General features: G+C 63.4%; 14 protein-coding genes, 1 tRNA gene and 1 pseudogene. 7 read left to right on the top strand and 9 right to left on the bottom strand.

Annotated elements, in window-relative coordinates:
• Positions 1-15 precede the first annotated feature (15 nt).
• Positions 16-2,331 carry a bifunctional diguanylate cyclase/phosphodiesterase gene (locus HDG33_RS02290; protein WP_184022157.1) on the bottom strand — a complete coding sequence of 772 codons (2,316 nt, stop codon included), beginning with the start codon at positions 2,329-2,331 and terminating at the stop codon, positions 16-18.
• Between the two features lie 614 nt (positions 2,332-2,945).
• Here HDG33_RS02290 and HDG33_RS02285 point away from each other — a divergent pair.
• The gene (locus HDG33_RS02285; RefSeq protein ID WP_184022823.1) at positions 2,946-3,515 is read left to right on the top strand and encodes a lysozyme inhibitor LprI family protein; all 570 of its coding nucleotides are present in this window, start codon (positions 2,946-2,948) and stop codon (positions 3,513-3,515) included.
• 82 nt (positions 3,516-3,597) lie between these two features.
• Here HDG33_RS02285 and HDG33_RS02280 read toward each other — a convergent pair whose 3' ends face one another.
• Positions 3,598-3,888, bottom strand: coding sequence for a helix-turn-helix domain-containing protein (locus HDG33_RS02280; protein WP_184022142.1), 291 nt, complete (start codon positions 3,886-3,888; stop codon positions 3,598-3,600).
• Between the two features lie 48 nt (positions 3,889-3,936).
• A complete protein-coding gene (locus HDG33_RS02275) occupies positions 3,937-5,370 on the bottom strand; it encodes a PLP-dependent aminotransferase family protein (RefSeq protein ID WP_184022137.1) in 1,434 nt (477 codons plus the stop codon).
• 151 nt (positions 5,371-5,521) lie between these two features.
• Between HDG33_RS02275 and HDG33_RS02270 the strand changes: the two genes are divergently transcribed.
• Entirely contained in the window at positions 5,522-7,855 is a 2,334-nt protein-coding gene (locus HDG33_RS02270; RefSeq protein WP_184022124.1) for an FdhF/YdeP family oxidoreductase, read from the top strand.
• A 47-nt stretch (positions 7,856-7,902) separates the two neighbouring features.
• Here the strand turns inward: HDG33_RS02270 and HDG33_RS02265 are convergent, their stop codons facing one another.
• From HDG33_RS02265 to HDG33_RS02250, 4 genes are all read right to left on the bottom strand, one after another.
• Positions 7,903-8,406, bottom strand: a complete 504-nt coding sequence (locus HDG33_RS02265) for a M48 family metallopeptidase (protein WP_184022121.1) — start codon at positions 8,404-8,406, stop codon at positions 7,903-7,905.
• Positions 8,407-8,664: 258 nt separating this feature from the next.
• On the bottom strand, positions 8,665-8,928 hold the full coding sequence (locus HDG33_RS02260; RefSeq protein ID WP_184022109.1) for a hypothetical protein: 264 nt from the start codon (positions 8,926-8,928) through the stop codon (positions 8,665-8,667).
• A 40-nt stretch (positions 8,929-8,968) separates the two neighbouring features.
• Positions 8,969-9,265: a hypothetical protein gene (locus HDG33_RS02255; RefSeq protein ID WP_184022106.1), complete on the bottom strand. Its 297-nt coding sequence runs from the start codon at positions 9,263-9,265 to the stop codon at positions 8,969-8,971.
• Positions 9,265-9,708, bottom strand: a complete 444-nt coding sequence (locus HDG33_RS02250; protein WP_184022103.1) for a hypothetical protein — start codon at positions 9,706-9,708, stop codon at positions 9,265-9,267. The genes HDG33_RS02255 and HDG33_RS02250 overlap by 1 nt, the downstream gene beginning before the upstream one ends.
• 301 nt (positions 9,709-10,009) lie before the next feature.
• On the opposite strand from HDG33_RS02250, the gene HDG33_RS02245 reads away from it, so the two are divergent.
• Together HDG33_RS02245 and HDG33_RS02240 are read left to right on the top strand one after the other, a co-directional pair.
• Positions 10,010-10,651 carry a DUF2515 family protein gene (locus HDG33_RS02245; RefSeq protein ID WP_184022100.1) on the top strand — a complete coding sequence of 214 codons (642 nt, stop codon included), beginning with the start codon at positions 10,010-10,012 and terminating at the stop codon, positions 10,649-10,651.
• An 83-nt stretch (positions 10,652-10,734) separates the two neighbouring features.
• Positions 10,735-11,280 (top strand): flagellar biosynthesis sigma factor, encoded by a 546-nt coding sequence (locus HDG33_RS02240; RefSeq protein ID WP_260330286.1) that lies wholly within the window; start codon positions 10,735-10,737, stop codon positions 11,278-11,280.
• Positions 11,281-11,432: 152 nt separating this feature from the next.
• Here the strand turns inward: HDG33_RS02240 and HDG33_RS02235 are convergent.
• Both HDG33_RS02235 and HDG33_RS02230 read right to left on the bottom strand, forming a co-directional pair.
• Positions 11,433-12,653, bottom strand: a pseudogene (locus HDG33_RS02235) (tyrosine-type recombinase/integrase).
• Between the two features lie 214 nt (positions 12,654-12,867).
• A tRNA-Leu gene (locus tag HDG33_RS02230) sits at positions 12,868-12,952 on the bottom strand.
• A 144-nt stretch (positions 12,953-13,096) separates the two neighbouring features.
• On the opposite strand from HDG33_RS02230, the gene HDG33_RS02225 reads away from it, so the two are divergent.
• The 3 genes from HDG33_RS02225 to HDG33_RS02215 all read left to right on the top strand — a co-directional run bounded on the left by HDG33_RS02225 (position 13,097) and on the right by HDG33_RS02215 (position 16,179).
• Positions 13,097-14,191, top strand: coding sequence for a substrate-binding domain-containing protein (locus tag HDG33_RS02225; protein ID WP_184022094.1), 1,095 nt, complete (start codon positions 13,097-13,099; stop codon positions 14,189-14,191).
• Between the two features lie 84 nt (positions 14,192-14,275).
• Positions 14,276-15,358: an ABC transporter substrate-binding protein gene (locus tag HDG33_RS02220; RefSeq protein WP_184022082.1), complete on the top strand. Its 1,083-nt coding sequence runs from the start codon at positions 14,276-14,278 to the stop codon at positions 15,356-15,358.
• The gene (locus tag HDG33_RS02215) at positions 15,355-16,179 is read left to right on the top strand and encodes an ABC transporter permease (protein WP_184022079.1); all 825 of its coding nucleotides are present in this window, start codon (positions 15,355-15,357) and stop codon (positions 16,177-16,179) included. Before HDG33_RS02220 ends, HDG33_RS02215 begins: the two co-directional genes overlap by 4 nt.
• Positions 16,180-16,209 lie beyond the last annotated feature (30 nt).

The raw sequence follows: 16,209 nt of genomic DNA, 5'->3' as shown, positions 1-16,209 counted from the left end.
ATCTGAACAATCGCGTCAGGACGCCTTCGCCATGCCGATCAGCTGCGCGTCGTACAGCGTGCGCGCATACGCGCTCGCGCCGACCGGCCGGCTGTACAGGTAGCCCTGCTGCTTGTCGCAATCGATCGCGCGCAGGAACGCCGCCTGCTCGGCGGTCTCGACACCCTCGGCGGTGACGTTCATGCCGAGCGAGTGCGCCATCGCGACGACCGCCTGGGTGATCGCGACCGAATCGCGATGATCGGGCAGCCCCGCGACGAACGACCGGTCGATCTTCAGGTTATGCAGCGGAAAGCGCTTCAGGTACGACAGCGACGAATAACCGGTGCCGAAATCGTCGACCGAGACGCGCACGCCCATTGCGTTCAGCGCGCTCAGCATCGGCAGCACGGTATCGCTGTCGCTCATCAGCAACCGCTCGGTGATCTCGAGTTCGAGCGCGGCCGGTTCGAGCCTGGACTGCGCAAGACAACGTTCGATGCGCTCGAGCAGTCCGTCGTTGAACTGCCGCGGCGACAAATTGACCGCGACGATCAGATGCGGCGCGAGCGAGCGCCGCCACTGCGCGACCTGCTGGCAGGCGTGCTCGAGCACCCAGTCGCCGATCTCGACGATCAGCCCGGCATCCTCGGCGACCGGAATGAATTCGCCCGGCGACACGTTGCCAAGCTCGCTGTTGTACCAGCGCAGCAGCGCTTCCGCACCGATCGTGCGGCCGCTCTGGCTATCGACGATCGGCTGGTACACGAGGCTCAGCTCGTTGGCCGCGAGCGCGCGCCGCAGCGACTGTTCGATCGTGAAACGCCGCTGCAGATGCTGGTTCAGCTCGGCGGTGAAGAACTGGAAGTTGTTGCGGCCGCGCTGCTTCGCGTGATACATCGCCGAGTCGGCGTTGCGCATCAGCGTCGCGACGTCCTGGCCGTCTTCGGGAAACAGGCTGATGCCGATCGACGCGCCCAGGTAGTACTCGTTGCCCGCCACCGCGAACGGCACCGCGATCATGTCCAGAATGCGGTGCGCGAGGCCGATCAGCTCGCCGGTATTGCCGTACGCGCTGGCGACGATCACGAACTCGTCGCCGCCGACGCGCGCCAGCGTGTCGCCACGCCCGACGCAGGCCGACAGCCGTTCGGCGACGCTGCACAGCAGGGCGTCGCCGGCTTCGTGACCGGCGGTGTCGTTGACCTTCTTGAAGCCGTCGAGATCGACGAACAGCACGGCGACGCTGGTGAGCTCGCCGTCATGGTCGCCGGCCGCGCGCGGCGCGAACAGGTCGCGCATCCGCTCGGTCAGGTAGGCGCGGTTGTAGAGGCCGGTCAGCGAATCGCGCGTGGCGAGGTACTTCAGCTGGCGCTGCGCCTCGCGCACCGGCCCGATGTCGGAAAACGAAATCAGCACGGAGTCCGGCTCGCTGTCGCCGGGCCGCAGGATCGGCACGACGTTCTGCGTGATCCACACGACTCCGCCGCCGATCAGTTCGAGGCCGACCGTCACGCCGAGCATCGGCTTGCCGGTCGCAAAGACCTCCGAGACCGGACGGTTGACCTCGCCGATGACCGAGCCGTCCTCGCCGAACGCGCGTGTCATCACGGTCCGCATGCTGCTGCCGACGACTTCCGGTGTCACGTGCAGCATGCGCTGCGCACTCGGATTGCAGGCGAGCACGATGCCGGTGCGCGACTGCACGACGATGCCCTCGCTGAGATGATCGACGACCAGCCGGTGACGCTCCTCGCTGTGCGCGAGGCGCTGCGCCATCGCGTCCTGATGGACTGCGAGGCCGACGCTGCTGCCGATGTCGCGCAGCATCGCCTCTTCCTCGGGGGTCGGACAGCGGGTGGCGCGGTAGTAGACGGCGAACGCGCCGAGCACGATGCCCGCGTCGTTTTCGAAGGGCACGGACCAGCATGCGCGCAAGCCGTGCGGCAACGCGAAATCCCGGAAGTTTTCCCACAGCGGATCGGATTCGATGTCGTCGACGATCACCAGACGCCGCTCGAACATCGCCGTGCCGCACGAGCCGACGCGCGGACCGATCGCCGCGCCCTCGATCGCGGCGCTGTACGCGGGCGGCAGCGACGGCGCGCCGCCGACGCGCACATGCACGCCGTCCGGGTCGAGCAGCAGGATCGAGCAGCACGCGCCGTCGCCGAGCAGCGCCTCGGCGCGACGGCAGACTTCGTCGAGCAGTTCGGGCAGCGGCGTGTTGCGGGTGATCAGCCGCAACACGCTGCGCTCGGACGCGAGTACCTCCTCGGCCCGTTCCGGCCGATAGCGGGCGCCCTCCGGCGCAGCTGTCGTCGTGCCACGTGATGTTGCTTCGCAAATCATAGTTGCGCCCCCCCACCCAACATCGGCAAGTTAGTGTACGCGGCACACCGGGGTTTACGCTAAGCCCAGCGTGAAAATCTGCCATGCATCGCGTGCGGACGGCTCCGGCGTGGCGTGCCAGCATCGGTTGATGCCGGTACGACGGGCGACGGCAGTGCGGGCGCCGTCTGTTCGTGGCCCGCAGGCGCCGCAGCGGCTCGACGCTGGGCCGGCAGTTGCGCGACGATCGGGTAGTCGGCCGCAGGGCCCCCGCGCACATTGGACCCGCTGTTCGTATGGGCCTGTGACTGCGCGCTGGCCGCGCCGGGTAAAGTCAGAAGGCCCGCTGCCATGCAAAGACCGAACACGAGTCGTCGTTCCATTCGTTCTCCCTCTTTCGATGGCCGCCTTTGACCACGCCGGCCCAAGTGCCCCCCACTTCCAATATCCAATATATAGACGTTGCGCCTACTTCGTGACACGCGAAGGTGCGCGAGCGCCGACCGGGGCCGGCAGCCCGCGCGGCAACATCTGGTAACGACCCGCCCGAATTCCCGCGTTGTTCGGACGTCCGTGAGGCGCGCGACCGGTCGATCATCGGCGGCATGATCAACCGATGCACCGCCCACACCCTGATGACCCTCTTCCGCCCCCTCCTGATCGCCGGACTGCTGCTCGCGCATCCGTACGCCAACGCTGCGAGCTTCGATTGCCAGCGCGGCCGCTCGCCGACCGAGCGCATGATTTGCGGCGACGCCGCCCTGTCGACGCTCGACGACACGTTGGGCCAACTCTACTGGAAGGCACGTCGGCGAGTCACCCAGCGCCGCGCGTTCATCGACGACAGCGACAGCAAGTGGGCCTGGCGCGAAGCGAACTGCCGCGACACCGCGTGTCTGCGGACGTGGTACGCGACGCGTATCGACGAATTGCAGCGACTGCTGGCGAGCCTGCCGAGCGGCGCGCGGCACGCGGCGTCCGTGGATGCGGATGCGCACTCCGACCCGTCGACGCTGCAATGCACGGCCGCGCAGCCCGACCTTGCGGTGAACGAGCAGTGTGCGAGCGTGATCGGGCAGTCCAGCAATCGGTGGAAGTATCAGCCGCGCGATGCCGACTGGTTCTGCGGCGTCGCCACGCTCGAGGCGGAGGACATGGCGCCATCGCGATCACAACCGCAGATGCAGGCGAGCGTCGGGCCATGAGACGGCGGAACGCGCTGACTACGACAACAATCAACCCGTGCGCGGGATCAATTGCGCGCCGGCGGCAGTTGCGCCGGGACGCTCAGCCGGGGGCCGACGGCTCGCCGCCCTCGCTCGTGCCGAACAGCTCCGCGCAAAGCTGCGCGCCGATTTCGCTCAGCGACGCGGCTCCGGTGCCATCGTCGTGGATCATCGTATCAACGAGACCGCTTCCCGAGAGTGCCGTCAATTGCCGCCGCAAGCTGCTCATCGGCACGCCGGCCTGCTTCGACAGCTTCGCGAGCGACCACGCGCGCCAGGGTGTCTCGCGATGCGCGCGCCATAGCTGCGCGAGTATCGCGGCGAGTTGCGGGTCGATGTCGTCGTCATCCATGTCGGTCTACCTGTCGTGATGTGTCGTTTTGCATCGCCGTAGCGCCTGTCACGCCATCGCCGTAGCCAGCTCACCGAGCGTCTTCAACGCCGCTTCGGCCTGCGCGGTCCACGGATAGCTGTAGTTGAGCCGGATGAAGTGCCGAAAATCGTTGCGCGTCGAAAACATCATCCCCGGCCCGACCGTGATCCCGCGTTCGAGCGCCGCCTGATAAAGCCGCATCGAATCGATCGCAACGGGCAACTCGACCCACAGTACGTAGCCGCCCCGCGGCGTCGACACGCGCGTGCCGACCGGGAAAAAGCGCAGCACCAGCGCGCTCATGATGCTCGCCTGCTGCCGGTACACGCGGCGCAGGTGCCGCAGATGACGGTCGTAGCCGTCCTGACGCAAATAATCGGCGACCGCGATCTGGGGCACCGACGGCGTCGTCAGCGTATTCAGGAACTTGAGCTTCTCGACCTGCGCGCGATAGCGCCCCGGCAGCGCCCAGCCGATCCGGTACGACGCCGTCAGGCTTTTCGAAAACGATGCACAGTGCAGCACGAGCCCCTGGGTGTCGAAGGTCTTCAGCGTCGACGGCCGCGTGTCGCCGAAATACAGCTCCTGGTAGACATCGTTCTCGATCGCCGGGATCTCGTGCGCGGCCAGCAGTTCGACCAGTTGCCGCTTGCGCTCGTCGGACATGCAGAAGCCGAGCGGATTCTGGAAATTCGGCATCACCATGCACGCGGCGATCTTCTGCCGCGCGATCGCCTTCGCGAGCGCGTCGATGTCGATGCCGTCGACCGGATGCGTCGCCACCTCGATCGCGCGCATGCCGAGGCGCTCGATGGCGTGCAGCATCGCGTAGTAGGTCGGCGACTCGACCGCGACGGTGTCGCCCGGCTTGGCGACCGCCTGCAGGCTCAGGTTGATCGCCTCGGTCGCGCCGAGCGTGATCACGATTTCGCCCGGATCGACCGGCAGACCGTTTTCCGCATAGCGCCGCGCGATCTGCCGGATCAGCTCGGGGTTGCCCGGCGGCAGATCGTCGATCAGATTCCAGCTCGCGTGCCGCCGCGCGATCGCGTTGGCGTACTGGTTGATGCGCCGCCACGGGAACAGCGACGGATCGGGATACGGCGAGCCGAACGGCACGGCGTCGTGCGCGCGGATGCTGCGTAGCGTCGACAGCACGAGCCGGCTCACGTCGACCGTCGCGGGCACTGGCGGCGGCGCGGACTCGCTGCCCACGGGGGCCGCGGCGGGCGCCGGCGCGAGCGCCCGCGCGGCCGCGTCGCGCACGAAATAGCCCGACTGCGGCCGGCTCTCGACGATGCCGCGGCTTTCCAGCAGCGCATACGCGTGCAGCACCGTCTTGATGCTGACGCCGTGCTGCTGGCTCGCCTGACGCACCGACGCAACCCGCTCGCCGGCCGCGAACACGCCGCGGCGCACGGCTTCGGTGATTTCGTCGGCGAGTTTTTCGTAGAGCTTCATGCGATTCGGGTGGATTCGGGCGGCTTCAGGCATCGTCGCGCAACTGTACTCCTATTCTTTCCGATTTTCTGTATCCGACGTGGTTTGTGGAACACAGTACGCTCTCCAGCATTGGGCTGCAAAGCCTGTCGAATCTGTCCACCGCCACGTCATGAAGAACGAAACACAAGCCGAAGCCCGCATCGAGCCGTACAAGCACCCCGCCGCTGGCTGGGGCGCGCTGAAGTATGTCGCCATCAACCTGCTCAAGGAAAAGGTCGCGGGCGGCAACTACCGCACGCTGCTCAAGCAGAACCAGCCTGACGGCTTCGACTGCCCCGGCTGCGCGTGGCCGGATCGCGAGCACGCGTCGACATTCGAGTTCTGCGAAAACGGCGTGAAGGCCGTTGCCGCCGAGGCCACCGGCAAGCGCGTGACGCCCGCGTTCTTCGAGCGGCACAGCGTCACGGAGCTGATGACGCAATCCGACTTCGAACTCGAGCAGCACGGCCGCCTGACCGATCCGCTCGTCTACGACGCCGCGCGCGACCGCTATGTGCCGATCGGCTGGGACGACGCGTTCGCGCTGATCGCGAGCCATCTGAAGCGTCTCGACGATCCTGACCGCGCCGCGTTCTATACCTCGGGCCGCGCGAGCAACGAAGCCGCGTTCCTGTACCAGCTGTTCGTGCGCATGTACGGCACCAACAATTTTCCCGATTGCTCGAACATGTGCCACGAGGCGACGAGCCGTGGCCTGCCGCACACGGTCGGCATCGGCAAGGGCACGGTCACGCTCGATGACTTCGAACACGCGGATACGCTGCTGATCTTCGGCCAGAATCCGGCCACCAACCATCCGCGCATGCTCGGTGAGCTGCGCGAATGCGCGAAGCGCGGCGCCACGATCGTGTCGATCAATCCGCTCAAGGAGCGCGGCCTCGAACGCTTCGCCAGCCCGCAGCATCCGGTCGAAATGCTGACGATGGGCAGCACGAAAATCAGCTCGGTATTCATCCGTCCGAAGGTCGGCGGCGATTTCGCGCTGATCAAGGGCGTTGCCAAACGCGTGCTCGAACTGGATGACGAAGCGCTCGTGTCGGGCCTCGAGCGCGTGCTCGACTTCGGCTTCATCGCCCAGCACACAGTCGGCTTCGCTGCCTTCGCCGACGATCTGCGCGCCGAGCGCTGGGACACGATCGTCGCCGAGGCAGGCGTGCCGCTCGATGAGGTGCTGAAGCTCGCCGATATCTACGTGAAGGGCCGCGCGGTGATTTCGACCTGGGGCATGGGTCTCACGCAGCACAAGAACTCGGTCGCGACGGTACAGCTGCTGTCGAATCTGATGATGATGCGCGGCAATATCGGCCGGCGCGGCGCGGGGCTTTGCCCGGTGCGCGGCCACTCGAACGTGCAGGGCGACCGCACGGTAGGTATCGAGGAAAAGCCTACTGAAGCGTTTCTCGACAAGCTCGGCGCAGCCTACGACTTCGCGCCGCCGCGCGAGCACGGACTCGACGTCGTCAACACGATTCAGGCGATGCTCGACGGCAAGGTGAAGGTGTTCATCGGGCTGGGCGGCAATTTCTCGATCGCGACGCCGGACACGCCGCGCACGTGGGACGCGATGCGCGCATGCGATCTGACCGTGCACGTGACGACGAAGCTCAATCGCAGCCACCTCGTGCATGGCCGCGACGCGCTGATCCTGCCGACGCTCGGACGCACCGAGATCGATGTTCAGAACGGCGTGGCGCAAGGCGTCAGCGTCGAGGATTCGATGAGCATGGTGCACATCTCGTATGGGATGAACAAGCCGGCGTCGGACAATCTGCTTTCCGAAGTGGCGATCGTCGCGCGCATGGCGCATGCAACTTTGGGCAGCGGCAAGGTGGACTGGCTCGCCCATGCGGCCGACTACGCGCTGATTCGCGACGGCATCGCGAAGGTGATTGACGGTTTCGACGACTACAACGAGCGTCTGAAGAAGCCGGGCGGCTTCCATCTCGGCGTCGCATCGCGCGATCGCATCTGGAAAACGCCGAGCGGCAAGGCACAGTTCATCGTCCACGCGATCGCGCTCGACACGCCGATTCATCAGGCGAAGAAGCAACATGGCGAACGCCTGATGACGCTGATGACCACCCGCTCACATGATCAGTACAACACGACGATTTACGGTCTCGACGATCGCTATCGCGGCGTGTACGGACAGCGGCGCGTGCTGTTCGCCAACAAGGACGATCTCGCGATGCTCGGGTTCGCGGCTGGTCAGCGCGTCGATATCACGAGCGTGTGGGCAGATGGCATCGAGCGACGCGTGGACGGTTTTCTGCTCGTCGAGTACGACATTCCGCGCGGCTGCCTCGGCGCTTATTATCCGGAGACGAATCCGCTGGTGCCGCTCTCCTCGGTCGCAGATGGCGCGGGTACGCCGACGTCGAAATCGATTCCGGTGTTGTTGACGGCGTCGATGGTGGAGGATGCCGCGGAACTGGCGGCTTGAAGTCAGCTCCGTTTGTCGCGCCTGCCGCGCCTGCCGCGCGGCGTACCTCACACGGTCTTCTTCGCCAGATCGCGATGCGTCAGATACAGACGTAGATCGAATTCGATCTGGTGATAACCCGGCTGCATGAACTCGCACAGACGATAGAACGCTTTGTTGTGATCGCTCTCCTTCAGATGAGCGAGTTCGTGCACGACGATCATCTTCAGAAACTCCGGCGCCGCGGCCTTGAATAACGACGCGATGCGGATTTCCTTCTTCGCTTTCAGCTTGCTGCCCTGCACGCGCGAAACGCTCGTGTGCAGGCCGAGCGCGTGACGCATCACGTCGAGTTTGCTGTCGTAAGTGACCTTGTCGATCTGCTCGGCGTTGCGCAGGTGTTCGCGTTTGAGTTCCGCGCAGTACTCGTAGAGCGCGCGGTCGGTTTGCACCTCGTGCGTGCTCGGGTACTTCTGCGCGACGTAGGAGCCGAGCTGATCGGCGGCGATCAGCTTTCTCACCTTGTCTTGCAGAGGTGCGGGGTAGCCGGTGAGGTATTTGAGGGGGGACATGAAGGCGGAGTGAGGTTGGCGGGGGTGATGTTACGCATGGTCCGGCCTGGCGACAAGTTTGATTCTTTCCGGACGACTTAAGGCGCGTAGGCGTGCATGTTGTCGATGATTTCACCGCCTGATTCAACGCCTCCATCGTCGTGCAAGATGGCGTTGTCGTCACCGCGCAATTGATTCGCTCGCTTCATCGCATCAATCACCCTGCATGCTTGACGTCGAGCGACTACAAGAAATCCAACTCCGCTGAGGCGGTACGGCTTACGGCAGAGGGAACTGATCCGGCCTCACACGCAAACGCTGCTTCACTTCGGGGTGATATATCGAGAGGATGCCAAGCGCACAGGCCCCGAGGCAGTTGGCGACATTCTCTGTCAGTTCATCACCTGGAATGGCGTCAAGCCGCCAAGGCGCTACCACGGCATTCTCGCGCAGTTCCGCAAGATCTGAGTCTTTGAGCGAGCACATGTCGAATTGCTGAAGTTCGTCGTTATATGAGATGACGAATGATTGTGGGGCGACCATGCTTAGTATCAACGGCACTGGTTACGGGGTGTGAATTGCACTATTCGCCAGACGGCTTCGCTGGTGTCCAGACCATCGGGGCTTCAGTCGTGATCTGCAAGCGAGACCTCAAGTCAGGATTCGAAGCGGCAAGGCTCAGGACCGCCAAGCCCCCCAGCTTCCGCGTGTCCTCGTCTGTAAATGGAGCGTCGGAGTGTTCAGCGGCATCCGGCGGCACGCTGATTGCCATGACGCGACCAATCGCGGTTTGAACGAACTGTCGCGGCACAACGCAGAATTTCACCTGTCCCGTGTGTTCGTCGAAAAAACTGATAAACGCGGTTTGTCGTTGACTCATCAATAACCTCTACAGGTCTGGTAATTCGCGAATGCCCGTTGCGCGCACAGCGCATAAGTGCGCGGGTCCTGGAATATTGCGCAAGCAGCAGAACACGCTGTCATTTCCGCATGATATATCGCGTCGCACTGAGTTTCCTCGGCCGCGCTGACTCCGCGCGCCGCGATCTGCTGCACATCGCCGCTCAGCGCGTCCGGTGCGTACTCCAACGGCTTTGCATTGCCGAGATTCTGCGGCACGCGCGGACTGTTGCCATAAAGCGAGCTTGCCATGTCCGCCTCGGCCGGTTGTTGTGTGCGGGCAGGCGCTGGACCCGAAGCTTTTTCCCGCTGCTTGCGTATCTCCTCCACACACTTGCGCATGTCGTCCCGCTCGGGCACAAACAGCAGGTTGCCGTTTTTTACTTCGTCGTACAGGGCTTTGGCGACCTGATGGTTGGTCATCCTGTACATATAAAAGCGGTTGTCACTCCCCCCGACGACGGCGACAGCGACCGCTGGCTCTTTGTTATCGCGCCGCCGCTCACGACTCACTAAACCCGATGGTCACCATCACCATTGTTTTGACAATCGTTAAACAAAATATCGAACCTGTCCTATTGAATGCCCCCTCCTGTTTGCGCTAGCTTGGCGCAGGGTGATCCGCAACGCTCACCCGTCGAAGGTGGGGCCATTTTATGATTCGCTCACGAACCGGAGAGCCGAGAGAATCGGCATGCCCTCACCCAGAACTGCGTGCCGAAATATGGCATCGGCCTACGGGGCACAGTCGGCGGTGAGCGCTGCGACCGCCGAAAGCGGTACCAAGGTCTATCAGATGCTGGCAAAGGGCAACACGTCGCTGTTTCTCGACGTTTGGCCGCTGCATATGTTCTACAAGAAGTTTGGGCTTGCGCGATTAAAGCGATGCTTACCCGAACGCAAACTCTTGCGCGGTTCCGTCCTGTGGCCGATTGAGAACAGTGTTCCGTTCGCGGAGGAAAGGCCTCAGATTTTGAGCGCCTTCTCCGCAATTGATAGTGGCCGCATTGCAGATGGTGTCAAAGACTTGGCAATACACGAGCAAATCAACATCTTGCAACCGGCCATGTACAACGATCCAACATTCGCGTTGCTGATGCGCGCCAACCAGTTCGCATGGGCATTGCATATTCCGACTGGATCGGCGCGGGAAATCCAGCTTGCCTTTGCGAATCAGTGTACGGTGACCGGGGCCAACGCCAAGAACGAAAGATTCAGCAAGGAGCCTCTCGCAAATCTTGCCGATCCACAGCAGCGCATGGCATTTGTTTTGCGAGCCGCACAGCGTTTCGACCAACTGCTACACGATCCGCTTAAGAAATATGACGTAGAAAATTCCCTTTATCTCATCGCGCATGCAAGGTAAACATGCTGAGTCGAAAAATCAGGTGGCCTGGATATCTCGTTTGCACCGTAGTTGGCTGCGCTGCCTTATGGGGACTGCTCGCAATGGCAAATCCTGTTGATGAGGTCGTGCTGACGCTAGGGGAACCCTATGAACAGGTGCGTAAGCAATCGCACTCGACGTTACCGCCGATTGAACCCAATACGAGCTGGGCTGGGGTGCTGATACGCCCTGCAAAACTCCGATTTGTTGATCCACACTATGATTTCGTAACGCCGGCCGCGAAGTTTTTCATGGTTCAGTACGACCAGCAAGGCAAGGTCGAATCACTTGTACTCTCGCCGCAAGTCGAAACATTACCGCTTGACGAATCAATGGCGATCCTCACGGACCTACAGAACCAATTCAGGCGGGGCGGGTGGAAACCTTTTCACTCTTCGACCAATCGCCCCATCGAAGACACTCAGGCGACACGCAATACAATTCGGGCGTGCGACGCACCCACGACACGATGGCAGGCCGGCAACAAATATCAGGTTTCACTCAATATCCGGTGCTTTCGGACAGACGACCGACCAAACGACGAGCGCTACCTGATTACCCTCGACCTTAATTTTCCGGTGTTTGAGGATAACAGCGACGACTATTAACCGGTAGTTCGCGAAGCCGATGAGTACAAGTGGTCCCGCTTCGGCGGGACTTTCTGTTTAATGTCACGTAGGTCTCAGAGAGCAAAGACATGCGCCGCCCACGCTTCCATCATCGGGAGGTGCTGTTCCAAAACGTTGTCCCACTGAGGTAGTCAGGCGACCGTCCCGCCCTTGATCGGAATGACTTCGGCGCCGGCCTTGATCCGGTCAAGGTAATCGACCCACTCCTGCATCATCTCGCGGCGCTCGCGAATGAATTTTGTGCGGTTGTACGCCGAACCAAGGTTATCCGGTACAGCGTGCGCGAGTTGATGCTCGATCACTTCGGGCTTGTGTTCCAGTTCTTCATGCAGGATCGTGCGCGCCATCGCCCGGAAACCGTGGCCGGTTATCTCGGTGCGCGTATCGTAGCCAAGCCGCCGAAGCGCGGCATTGATAGCCGCTTCACCCATCGGGCGCTTGATATCGCGCGCGCCTGGGAACACGTAGCGTCCGCTACCCGTCAGCGCCCGCAGTTCGCGCAGGATCGCGACGGCCTGTGCCGCCAGTGGCACAAGATGATCCGTGTTGGTTTTCGTGACGCGGTAGCGCCATGCCCCCTTGTCAAGATCGATCTGCGCCCATTCAGCCTATCTCAGTTCGCCGGGACGCACAAACAGCATGGGCGCGAGCCTGAGCGCACACAAAACCGGGAACGTGCCGGAAAAGGCATCGAAGGCCCGCAACATCTCCGCGACCTTGGCGGGCTCGGTGATCGAGGCGAAATGCGTTGTCTGTGCAGGCGGTATTGCGCCAACCAGATCGCGTGCCGGATCGGTTTTGCAATAGCCCTCCTTGATCGCGAAACGCAACACGGGGCTTGTTTCGCTGCGCAGACGGTGAGCCGTAAAGCGGGCGCCCCGGCTATCCACGCGTTTAAGGACTGCCAGAATCTCGGGTGTGTCAATTTCCGCGATGGGTCGCTTGCCAAGCCAGGGAAACGCGTCATTCCTGAAACGCGCAAGCGTTTTTTCATACTGCCCGCTTTCAACGGACTGACCGCGCTCTTCCATCCAGGCGAGCGCAACGGCTTCGAATGAATTGGCAGCAGCAAGGCGGGCGGCGCGTTTCCCGGCCTTTTTGGCTTCCCCCGGATCAATGTGTGCTGCCAGTTTTTCGCGGGCGTCGTCCCGACGCTTGCGGGCATCGGCAAGCGGCACGTCTGGATAGACGCCAAGTGCGGGGCTCTTTTCCTTTCCGGCAAAACGGTACTTGAAAATCCATCGCTTGCTGCCCGTTGGCGTGACAAGCAGCAGCAGGCCGCCACCGTCGTACAGCTTCTGCTGTTTTTCACCTGGCTTCGTGTTATGGATCGTGACATCGGTCAGCGCCATGTTTGCGTCTCCGGTTGTCGCGCCGCTGCTGGGGGCGTTTTCCATCCGACGGGCGCTTGAAATTCGACGGGCGCTTGAATCGTGGCAACCCCCGAAACGACCCCCTAGGTTGTAATCGCTGGTGAACCCTTGGAGACTACAGCAAACAAAAGCCCCGCTCAGCGCTAGCTGTCGGGGCTTCGTGGTGAACCGTTGAAATCCGTTAGCGAGTATTTGGTGCCGGGGACCGGACTTGAACCGGCAAGCCCGAAGGCGGCGGATTTTAAGTCCGCTATGTTTACCAATTTCATCACCCCGGCAGAGGTGGCAATCGCGCGTGGTCGCGAATTCTACCATCGCCTCGCGGCAGCCCCAAAAACGCGCCCGACACCCGCATTCATCCCAAAGTCACAAACGTTGCCGATAATCCGCTCACGAAAACGATTACAGCGGGCCGAAAACCGATGACGCCGACGATCAAGGATGTCGCCGCCCACGCGGGCTTTTCCATCGCCACGGTATCGCGCGCGATCAACGCGCCGCACACCGTGAACCCCGTCACGCTCGACAAGGTACGTCAGTCGATCGACGCGCTGAACTTCCGCCCGAGCCCGCTCGGCCGGCAATTGCGCGGCGAGCGCACGCGCCTCGTCGGTGTCGTTCTGCCGACGCTCGCGAACCCGGTGTTCGCCGAATGCCTGCAAGGCATCGACGATCTCGCGTCAGCGCAAGGCTATCGGCTGATGCTGATGACCACGCAGTACGACGTGGACCGTGAACGTCACGCAATCGAAACGCTGCGCGAGCATCGCGTCGAAGGACTGATCCTGACCGTCGCCGATGCCGACACCCATCCGCTGCTCGACGAACTCGACCGCGACGGCCTGCTATACGTGCTGATGCACAACGACACGGTGCGCCGCCCGTCGGTGTCGGTCGACAATCGCCTCGCCGCCTACGACGGCGTGCGCCGGCTCATCGCGCACAGCCATCGCCGCATCCTGATGCTGGCCGGGTCGTTCGCGGCCTCGGATCGCGCGCGTCAGCGGCATCTCGGCTACACGCAGGCGATGCAGCAGGCCGGCCTCACGGCCGCGCCCGCGCTCGAAGTCGATTTCAACGCCGACGAACTCGCGCCGTCCGTGCTCGCGCACCTGACGCACGGCGCAAACCGTCCGACCGCCCTCTTCTGCAGCAACGATCTGCTCGCGATGGTCGTGATGCGCGGCCTGCGCCGCGCGCGTCTGAGGATTCCGCAGGACATGTCGATTCTCGGCTTCGACGGCCTCGCAATGGGCGAACTGCTGTCGCCGGCGCTCGCGAGCATCTGCGCGCCGAATCGCGAAATCGGCTGTGCGGCGTGGCAGCGCCTGCTCGCACGCATCGGCGGCGCGCGCGACGAGCGCGCGTTCTGCGCAACCTCGCGCGCGTTGACGCTGCCGCATAGCTTGCGCGAAGGCGCGACGATCGCGGCGCTCGGCTCGCACGCGAATCTCGACGAAGCGTCGCCGACCCACGTCCCGAACGCTGCGGCCGCCATCGAAAAGCCGCTCGCATAAGAAGCCCAATGAAGGCACGCGCATACGCGCGCCCTAGCTGTCATCCCCAACCCTCGCAACCCATCCGACACAGGGAGACCCGCAGTGCCCCGCTCAACCTCACGCTTCGCATCCTCGCTCATACCGCTGTGGCAAAAACTCTCGCACGCCGCCGCGACTGCACTGCCGGCGAGCCTGCTCGTCGCCGGCGCGGCGCTCGTCGCGCTCGCGCCGCAAGCCGCGCGCGCCGACGAAACCGCGATCTGCTACAACTGCCCGCCCGAATGGGCCGACTGGGCGAGCCAGATCAAGGCGATCCAGCAAAAGACCGGCATTCGCGTGCCGTTCGACAACAAGAACTCAGGGCAATCGATCGCGCAGCTGATGGCCGAGCAGAAAAGTCCGGTCGCCGACGTCGTGTATCTCGGCGTATCGTCGGCGTTCCAGGCCAAGGACAAGGGCGTGATCCAGCCGTACAAGCCCGCGCACTGGGACGACATTCCCGCCGCCCTGAAAGACCCGCAAGGCTACTGGTTCACGATCCACTCGGGCACGCTCGGCTTCTTCGTCAACAAGGACGCGCTCGAAGGCAAGCCGGTGCCGCGCTCGTGGGCCGATCTGCTGAAGCCCGAATACAAAGGCATGATCGGTTATCTCGATCCGTCGAGCGCGTTCGTCGGCTATGCGGGCGCGGTCGCGGTGAACCAGGCGCTCGGCGGCACGCTCGACAACTTCGAACCGGGTCTCGACTGGTTCAGAAAGCTCAAGGCGAACGCGCCGATCGTGCCGAAGCAAACCGCGTACGCGCGCGTGCTGTCCGGCGAAATTCCGATCCTGCTCGACTACGACTTCGACGCGTACCGCGCGAAGTATAAGGATCACGCGAACGTCGAGTTCGTGATTCCGAAGGAAGGCACGATCTCGGTGCCGTACGTGATGAGCCTCGTGAAAGGCGCGCCGCACGAAGCGAACGGCAAGAAGGTGCTCGATTTCGTACTGTCCGACGAAGGCCAGAAGCTGTGGGCGCAGGCGTATCTGCGGCCGGTGCGCGCGAGCGCGATGAGCGCCGAAACGGCCGCGCAGTTCCTGCCCGCGAGCGAATACGCGCGCGCGAAGCCGGTCGACTTCGCGAAGATGGCCGACAAGCAGTCGAGCTTCGGCGAGCGCTATCTACAGGTGATGCATTGAACGAAGTCACGTTCCCGCTGCGCTGGCGCATCGCGTTGCTCGCGCCCGCGCTCGCGGTCTTCATCGCGTTCTGGCTGCTGCCGATGGTCGCGCTCGCGCAGCTCTCCGGCGGCGGCCATGCGTTCGCGACGTATCGCGCAATGCTGACGAATGCGCGTTACATGTCGAGCCTTGGCGCGACCGTCGTGCTGTCGGCGGCGGTCACGGCGGCCACGCTGGTGCTGTCGGTGATCGCGGGGCTGCTGCTCGCGCGTCGAGAGTTCGCCGGCAAGCGCGCGCTGCTCGCGCTGCTGACGTTTCCGCTCGCGTTTCCGGGTGTCGTCGTGGGCTTCATGGTCATCATGCTCGCGGGACGTCAAGGGTTGATCGGCGCGCTGTCGCTGAAACTCGCGGGCGATCGCTGGGTGTTCGCGTATTCGATGAGCGGCCTGTTTCTGGGCTATCTGTACTTTTCGATTCCGCGCGTGATCGTCACCGTGATGGCATCGGCGACCAAGCTCGATGCATCGCTCGAAGAGGCCGCGCGCTCGCTCGGCGCATCGCCGTGGCGCATCATGCGCGACATCGTGTTGCCGGCGCTGTCGCCCGGACTGATCGCGGCGGGCGCCGTGTGCTTCGCGACCGCGATGGGCGCGTTCGGCACGGCGTTCACGCTCGCCACCGACATCGACGTGCTGCCGATGACCATCTATACCGAGTTCACGCTGAACGCGAACATGGTGACGGCCGCGGGCCTGTCGATCGTGCTGGGCATCGTCACGTGGGCAGTGCTGGCGATCGCGCGCAGCGCGAGCGGTTCGGGCGTGGCGGCGAGCGCGTGAACGGTGCGTCGCCGGAGCCGCGCGTTCGCG

Source organism: Paraburkholderia sp. Cpub6, from assembly GCF_014201065.1.
In the GTDB taxonomy this organism is placed as follows: domain Bacteria; phylum Pseudomonadota; class Gammaproteobacteria; order Burkholderiales; family Burkholderiaceae; genus Paraburkholderia; species Paraburkholderia tuberum.
This window is presented reverse-complemented; position numbering and strand designations above follow the sequence as displayed.

What these genes read in the sequence shown, in the direction of transcription:
- HDG33_RS02290 (WP_184022157.1), bottom strand. Translation starts at nt 2,331, where the DNA reads ATGATTTGCGAAGCAACATCACGTGGCACGACGACAGCTGCGCCGGAG.
- HDG33_RS02285 (WP_184022823.1), top strand. Translation starts at nt 2,946, where the DNA reads ATGACCCTCTTCCGCCCCCTCCTGATCGCCGGACTGCTGCTCGCGCAT.
- HDG33_RS02280 (WP_184022142.1), bottom strand. Translation starts at nt 3,888, where the DNA reads ATGGATGACGACGACATCGACCCGCAACTCGCCGCGATACTCGCGCAG.
- HDG33_RS02275 (WP_184022137.1), bottom strand. Translation starts at nt 5,370, where the DNA reads ATGAAGCTCTACGAAAAACTCGCCGACGAAATCACCGAAGCCGTGCGC.
- HDG33_RS02270 (WP_184022124.1), top strand. Translation starts at nt 5,522, where the DNA reads ATGAAGAACGAAACACAAGCCGAAGCCCGCATCGAGCCGTACAAGCAC.
- HDG33_RS02265 (WP_184022121.1), bottom strand. Translation starts at nt 8,406, where the DNA reads ATGTCCCCCCTCAAATACCTCACCGGCTACCCCGCACCTCTGCAAGAC.
- HDG33_RS02260 (WP_184022109.1), bottom strand. Translation starts at nt 8,928, where the DNA reads ATGGTCGCCCCACAATCATTCGTCATCTCATATAACGACGAACTTCAG.
- HDG33_RS02255 (WP_184022106.1), bottom strand. Translation starts at nt 9,265, where the DNA reads ATGAGTCAACGACAAACCGCGTTTATCAGTTTTTTCGACGAACACACG.
- HDG33_RS02250 (WP_184022103.1), bottom strand. Translation starts at nt 9,708, where the DNA reads ATGACCAACCATCAGGTCGCCAAAGCCCTGTACGACGAAGTAAAAAAC.
- HDG33_RS02245 (WP_184022100.1), top strand. Translation starts at nt 10,010, where the DNA reads ATGGCATCGGCCTACGGGGCACAGTCGGCGGTGAGCGCTGCGACCGCC.
- HDG33_RS02240 (WP_260330286.1), top strand. Translation starts at nt 10,735, where the DNA reads ATGGCAAATCCTGTTGATGAGGTCGTGCTGACGCTAGGGGAACCCTAT.
- HDG33_RS02225 (WP_184022094.1), top strand. Translation starts at nt 13,097, where the DNA reads ATGACGCCGACGATCAAGGATGTCGCCGCCCACGCGGGCTTTTCCATC.